Raw genomic sequence first — 2,500 nt, forward strand, 5'->3', positions numbered from 1 at the left:
AAAGCCCGCACGAGGCGGGCTTTTTGTATCAGCGTGTATGGCGGTCTATGTGGGATTTGGTTGCGGGGGCAGGATTTGAACCTGCGGCCTTCAGGTTATGAGCCTGACGAGCTACCGGGCTGCTCCACCCCGCGAGATATAATTTAACACAAAAGGCCGCTTTATGGGCGGCCCTTTTGTCTCGGCTATGGGCCGTTTGGCGTGATTGAGAAGATTGATTGATATAAGTTGCGATTTGCAGACCTGGCAGCGACCTACTCTCCCGCGTCTTAAGACGAAGTACCATGGGCGCAGGGGCGTTTCACGGCCGTGTTCGGAATGGGAACGGGTGCAGCCACCCCGCCATAACCACCAGGTCGGCAAAGCGCAACTTATTGATTTGAGAAGCTGGTACACTGAGTGACTAGTTAGTGACTAGTCGGTCGTGGTTTGTTTTGAACACGTCTTTTGAGGCTTGTGAGGGCAGCCGCGAGAGTTTTCACTGCTCACTACTGCCTATTCACTACTCACTTCATCGATCCGGACGAAGGCAAAGCCTTCGCCTTGTGATGAGCATAGTCAATGAGAACGATCAAGCCAATCGAGCTATTAGTACCGGTAAGCTTCATGCGTTGCCGCACTTCCACACCCGGCCTATCAACGTGGTCGTCTTCCACGGCTCTGATAGGGAATACTCGTTTTCAGGTGGGTTTCCCGCTTAGATGCCTTCAGCGGTTATCCCGTCCATATATAGCTACCCTGCTATGCCCTTGGCAGGACAACAGGTCCACCAGAGATATGTCCATCCCGGTCCTCTCGTACTAGGGACAGATCCTGTCAATATTCCTACACCCACGGCAGATAGGGACCGAACTGTCTCACGACGTTCTGAACCCAGCTCACGTACCGCTTTAATTGGCGAACAGCCAAACCCTTGGGACCTGCTCCAGCCCCAGGATGCGATGAGCCGACATCGAGGTGCCAAACAACCCCGTCGATATGGACTCTTGGGGGTCATCAGCCTGTTATCCCCGGCGTACCTTTTATCCGTTGAGCGATGGCCCTTCCACGCGGGACCACCGGATCACTATGACCGACTTTCGTCTCTGCTCGACTTGTCAGTCTCGCAGTCAGGCGGGCTTATGCCATTGCACTCGACGACCGATTTCCGACCGGTCTGAGCCCACCATCGCGCGCCTCCGTTACTCTTTCGGAGGCGACCGCCCCAGTCAAACTACCCACCATACACTGTCCCGGACCCGGATGACGGGCCGCGGTTAGACATCCATGACGATAAGGGTGGTATTTCAAGGATGGCTCCACGGAAACTGGCGTCCCCGCTTCAAAGCCTACCACCTATCCTACACATGCCGACACGAATGCCAGTGTAAAGCTATAGTAAAGGTGCACGGGGTCTTTCCGTCTGACCGCAGGAACCCCGCATCTTCACGGGGAATTCAATTTCACTGAGTCTATGTTGGAGACAGCGGGGAAGTCGTTACGCCATTCGTGCAGGTCGGAACTTACCCGACAAGGAATTTCGCTACCTTAGGACCGTTATAGTTACGGCCGCCGTTTACTGGGGCTTCGATTCAAAGCTTGCACCTCTCCTCTTAACCTTCCAGCACCGGGCAGGCGTCAGACCCTATACGTCGTCTTGCGACTTCGCAGAGCCCTGTGTTTTTGATAAACAGTCGCTACCCCCTGGTCTGTGCCACCCCATCATACTTGCGTAAAATGGGGTCACGCTTCTTCCGAAGTTACGCGTGCAATTTGCCGAGTTCCTTCAACATAGTTCTCTCAAGCGCCTTGGTATACTCTACCTGACCACCTGTGTCGGTTTCGGGTACGGTCTATACGGTGGAGCTATTTCCTGGAACCGCTCCGCTGCCCTGATAATCCAATAAACCAGAACAACTTGTGCAATCCGTCACTACCACCAGGCCCACGAATATTAACGTGGTTCCCATCGACTACGCATTTCTGCCTCGCCTTAGGGGCCGGCTAACCCTGCTCAGATTAACTTTAAGCAGGAACCCTTGGTCTTTCGGCGAGAGGGTCTCTCACCCTCTTTATCGTTACTCATGTCAACATTCGCACTTCCGATACCTCCAGGAGCCCTCACAGGTCTCCCTTCATCAGCTTACGGAACGCTCCGCTACCACTTGCGATTGCTCGCAAATCCTCAGCTTCGGTGCATGGCTTCAGCCCCGTTACATTTTCGGCGCAAAGACCCTTATTTAGACCAGTGAGCTGTTACGCTTTCTTTAAATGATGGCTGCTTCTAAGCCAACATCCTGGTTGTTTTGGGATCCTCACATCCTTTCCCACTTAGCCATGACTTGGGGACCTTAGCTGGAGGTTAGGGTTGTTGCCCTTTTCACGACGGACGTTAGCACCCGCCGTGTGTCTGCCGAGTAGTACTCCCCGGTATTCGGAGTTTGGTTAGGATCAGTAAGACGGTGAGTCCCCATAGCCCATCCAGTGCTCTACCCCCGGGGGTATTCGCTCGACGCTCTAC

At 54.0% G+C, this 2,500-nt stretch carries 1 tRNA gene and 2 rRNA genes (1 of these 3 cut by a window edge); all 3 read right to left on the reverse strand.

The features are described 5' to 3' along the window. Positions 1 to 57: 57 nt before the first annotated feature. Positions 58 to 134: transfer RNA gene (locus tag ACMUVN_RS33145), tRNA-Met, on the reverse strand. A 107-nt stretch (positions 135 to 241) separates the two neighbouring features. Then, positions 242 to 356, reverse strand: a 5S ribosomal RNA gene (gene rrf, locus ACMUVN_RS33150). A gap of 211 nt (positions 357 to 567) precedes the next feature. After that, a 23S ribosomal RNA gene (locus tag ACMUVN_RS33155) occupies positions 568 to 2,500 on the reverse strand; it runs 882 nt beyond the window's last position.

The sequence above is a fragment of the Rhizobium sp. IY2 genome, assembly GCF_047532935.1.
Lineage (GTDB): Bacteria > Pseudomonadota > Alphaproteobacteria > Rhizobiales > Rhizobiaceae > Rhizobium > Rhizobium anhuiense.